Raw genomic sequence first — 3,840 nt, 5'->3', positions numbered from 1 at the left:
GATGCCCTGGTGGAGCCGAATTGGCACCTTCAAGCCTGTTCCTGACCGCGTCACGTTTGCTGCCCACTGAGTTTAAAGAGACCTGCAACCATGAAAAAATTGATTCTCGCCCTCATGATGGCGCTCGGCTTGGTGACTGGTGCGCAGGCCGCAGGTGGCGGCCTTGCCTGGGACAAGGCGCCCAACAAGTCCAACGACATGGCGGCCCTGCAAAACGGCGCCAAGCTGTTTGTCAACTACTGCCTGAACTGCCACTCGGCAGCCTTCATGCGCTTTAACCGATTGCAAGATATCGGCCTGACTGAGCAGCAGATCAAGAACAACCTGCTTTTCACCACCGATAAAGTGGGCGAAACCATGAAAGCTGCGATCGATTCAAAACAGGCCAAAGACTGGTTTGGCGCCAATCCCCCCGATCTGACGGTGATTGCGCGTTCACGTTCCGGCGCTGGCGGTACGGGTGCAGATTACCTCTATACCTACATGCGCACTTTTTACCGTGACGAAACCAAGGAGACGGGCTGGAACAATCTGGCCTTCCCCAACATCGCCATGCCGCACGTGTTGTGGGAGTTGCAGGGTGAGCGCAAGCCGGTGTACTTCGAGAAGGAAGAGCAGGGCCACAAGGTATCGATTCTGAAGGGCTGGCAGCAAGTGACGCCCGGTTCCATGACGCCGTTGCAGTACGACGAGGCCATCGGTGATCTCGTCGGTTACCTGCATTGGATGGGCGAGCCAGCCCAAAATACGCGTGTGCGTGTGGGTGTCTGGGTTCTTCTTTTTCTTCTTTGCTTGAGCTTTGTTGCCTGGCGCCTGAATGCGGCGTTCTGGAAAGACGTCAAGTAAATTTTTTCGCCGTTTAGTGTGCCGCGGGTGCGCATCGGCACCTTCGGAGTGGAGGGGCCCCAAGGTTTGATTCTTGGCCTCCACTCTTTTGCTTTCAGGAGTTCCGAATCATGATGGTCCTTTATTCAGGTACAACCTGCCCCTTCTCCCACCGCTGCCGTTTTGTGCTGTTTGAAAAGGGCATGGATTTCGAAATCCGTGACGTGGATCTATACAACAAGCCGGAAGACATCAATGTGATGAATCCCTACGGCCAGGTGCCGATTCTGGTCGAGCGCGACCTGATTCTGTACGAGTCGAACATCATCAACGAATACATCGACGAGCGCTTCCCGCACCCGCAACTCATGCCCGGCGATCCGGTCGACCGTGCGCGCGTTCGCTTGTTCCTGCTGAATTTTGAGAAAGAACTGTTCGTTCACGTCAACGCGCTGGAGTCCCGTGCCGCCAAGGGCAACGAAAAAGCCCTCGAGAAGTCCCGTGCCCACATCCGTGACCGCCTGACGCAGTTGGCCCCCATTTTCCTGAAGAACAAGTTCATGCTGGGTGACAATTTTTCCATGCTGGACGTGGCGATTGCACCGCTGCTGTGGCGCCTGGACTACTACGGCATCGACCTGTCAAAAAACGCCGCGCCACTGCTCAAGTATGCGGAGCGCATTTTTTCGCGCCCCGCTTACATTGAAGCGCTGACGCCTTCCGAAAAGGTAATGCGCAAGTAATTGCTGCATTCAATGACCGGATCAAACAGTTTTGGCTGAATTAATGAACGCGCTGGACGCCACATCAACGCGCCCGTACCTGATACGGGCCCTGTACGAGTGGTGTACCGACAACGGCTTCACGCCTTACATCGCCGTGGCGGTAGATGACACCGTGCAGGTGCCGCGCGAGTATGTGAAGAACAACGAGATCGTGCTCAATATCGGTTTTGATGCGACCAGTTCGCTGAAGCTTGGTAACGAGTTCATCGAGTTCAAGGCGCGTTTTGCCGGCAGTGGCCGGGAAATCATGGTCCCGATCACGCATGTGATTGCCATCTATGCCCGCGAAAATGGGCAGGGCATGGCGTTTCCCATGATGACGCCCGCAGCCGCTCCTTTGACTGGCATCGATGCAGGCTCGGCCACGCTACTGGCCTCTGACGTGAGCACAGCATCTTCTGCCACGGGGGCAACGGATGCGTCCGAGAGCAAGATCATGCAGCTGGTGCCCGAAAGTGCAGCAAGCGCTGACGAGGGGGGACCTGATTTGCCGGAACCTCCCAAGTCACCGCCACGGACGCGGCCCGCACTCAAGCGCGTCAAGTAGAATCAGAGATTAAGTTTGTGCCGCTTTAGCTCAGTTGGTAGAGCAACCGCCTTGTAAGCGGTAGGTCGTCAGTTCGATTCCGACAAGCGGCACCATTCTTTCTGGATTTCAACAGATCCGCTTTCCGCCTACACCCGGCAGGCTACAGCTGCTATCAATTCAGCGGCAAAAGCAGATCGAGCCCAAACACATGCGCTGCGGTTCTGCACAGGGCGAGCCCTTGGACTACTTCCTGATTATTAGTATCTTGAGCCTGATTGAGGTAACCTTCCACCCTTTGTTCAGCAAGCGGTCCTGGATCAGGGGAATCAGCTGCCGGACTTTTGCGGCGGCTGCGTTACCGCTCACCAGCAAGCACCAGCTTTCGCCATCGATAGGTCCAGCCTTGATGGCAGGGCGCAGGGCCGCTGGCAGCAGTGACTCAATCGACTTGAGCCTGTCGTTGGACTCCTGAACCAATTCAGTCAGCCGCGCCAGGGACGGGGCATTTTCAGCGGCCTGATGGATGCTCAAAGCCTGCGGAAGGCGCCGGAATGTATTCACGGCAAGCGGGGTTTTGCCGGCTGAGCGCAGGCTTTTAAAGAGGTAAACATGTGCAATTGATTATCACGGATGCGTGGCTGGCCAAAAGCCGGGCCATTTACCTGAGTGGCACCAGACTGGTGGTGGTGGGAATGCTTGCTGCATTGGCGCTCATGCTGGTATCCGCAGGCCTTTATCACTGGGTATTTCTCAAGGGTGCCCGTGAAGGCTGGCCAGTGGTTGGCGCGTTGGTGAGGTTGGTGGTCAAGGATGAGTTTGAACAGCGCGACCGCTTTCTGCGCGAGAACCTCGACGTGATGGCCAGGCGGGTCGGTGAAATGCAGGCCAGGCTCATACAGATCGAGTCGCTGGGTGAACGCGTATCGGGGCTGGCGGGCATCAATTCTCCTGAACTCAAGCGGGCGCCAGGCAGCGGTGGCGCACTGGTGTCCGGACGCTCCCTGACGATGGAGGAACTCCAGGTCACGCTGGCCGACATGGATAAATTGACCGACCAGCGGGTTGATTTGTTGACCGTGATGGAGTCGCGTCTGTTTGACCAGAAGATCAAGAAAATGATGGTTCCTACCCAGGAGCCCGTAGCCGGCGGGAGCCTTGGTTCTGGGTTTGGCTGGCGCATTGACCCGCTCAATGGGCGCTCTGCGCTCCACACCGGGCTGGATTTCCCCTCGGAGCCCGGCACGGCTATTCTCGCTGCCGCGGGTGGTGTGGTCGTGACGCAGGAATACCATCCGGACTACGGCAACATGGTGGAAGTCGATCACGGCAATGAGTTGCTCACGCGTTACGCCCACGCGTCCCGGGTGCTGGTCAAAAAGGGTGACCTGGTCAAGCGCGGCCAGAAAATTGCCGAAGTGGGGAGTACGGGGCGCTCCAGTGGCCCGCATCTTCATTTCGAGATGCTGGTCCAAGGTGTTTTTCAGGATCCGCAGAAGTTTTTGACGGCAGGGCAACAAATGCCCAAACCCCTGGTTGCGGCGTCGGCCCTGAGGCCTCTTCCCGGATCCGCCTTGCCGCAGGCGCGGGCTGACTGAAATCACGCCATGCTGCTTGCTTTTGTCCACTCGGCCGCCTGAGGCCTCTGCCGTTTTAGGGGTAGAGGCGCCGGGGCGCCGGGCAGAGTTAAAATCAGAGGGTTTG

Annotated in this window: 5 protein-coding genes and 1 tRNA gene; 5 read left to right on the top strand and 1 reads right to left on the bottom strand. The window is 57.4% G+C overall.

Going from position 1 to position 3,840, the window contains the following annotated elements; translation table 11 throughout:
* Positions 1 to 90: 90 nt before the first annotated feature.
* The 4 genes from Q8K05_RS08115 to Q8K05_RS08100 all read left to right on the top strand — a co-directional run bounded on the left by Q8K05_RS08115 (position 91) and on the right by Q8K05_RS08100 (position 2,252).
* A complete protein-coding gene (locus Q8K05_RS08115; protein WP_305246109.1) occupies positions 91 to 846 on the top strand; it encodes a cytochrome c1 in 756 nt (251 codons plus the stop codon).
* Between the two features lie 110 nt (positions 847 to 956).
* A complete protein-coding gene (locus Q8K05_RS08110) occupies positions 957 to 1,568 on the top strand; it encodes a glutathione S-transferase N-terminal domain-containing protein (protein ID WP_293467191.1) in 612 nt (203 codons plus the stop codon).
* A 43-nt stretch (positions 1,569 to 1,611) separates the two neighbouring features.
* Complete coding sequence (locus Q8K05_RS08105) at positions 1,612 to 2,157, top strand: ClpXP protease specificity-enhancing factor (RefSeq protein ID WP_305246111.1); 546 nt, start codon at positions 1,612 to 1,614, stop codon at positions 2,155 to 2,157.
* Between the two features lie 19 nt (positions 2,158 to 2,176).
* Positions 2,177 to 2,252: transfer RNA gene (locus Q8K05_RS08100), tRNA-Thr, on the top strand.
* A gap of 130 nt (positions 2,253 to 2,382) precedes the next feature.
* Here the strand turns inward: Q8K05_RS08100 and Q8K05_RS08095 are convergent.
* A complete protein-coding gene (locus Q8K05_RS08095) occupies positions 2,383 to 2,700 on the bottom strand; it encodes a hypothetical protein (protein ID WP_305246105.1) in 318 nt (105 codons plus the stop codon).
* A gap of 50 nt (positions 2,701 to 2,750) precedes the next feature.
* Between Q8K05_RS08095 and Q8K05_RS08090 the strand changes: the two genes are divergently transcribed.
* Positions 2,751 to 3,734, top strand: a complete 984-nt coding sequence (locus Q8K05_RS08090; protein WP_305246103.1) for a M23 family metallopeptidase — start codon at positions 2,751 to 2,753, stop codon at positions 3,732 to 3,734.
* Positions 3,735 to 3,840 lie beyond the last annotated feature (106 nt).

The organism is Polaromonas sp. (genome assembly GCF_030682935.1).
In the GTDB taxonomy this organism is placed as follows: domain Bacteria; phylum Pseudomonadota; class Gammaproteobacteria; order Burkholderiales; family Burkholderiaceae_C; genus Polaromonas.
This window is presented reverse-complemented; position numbering and strand designations above follow the sequence as displayed.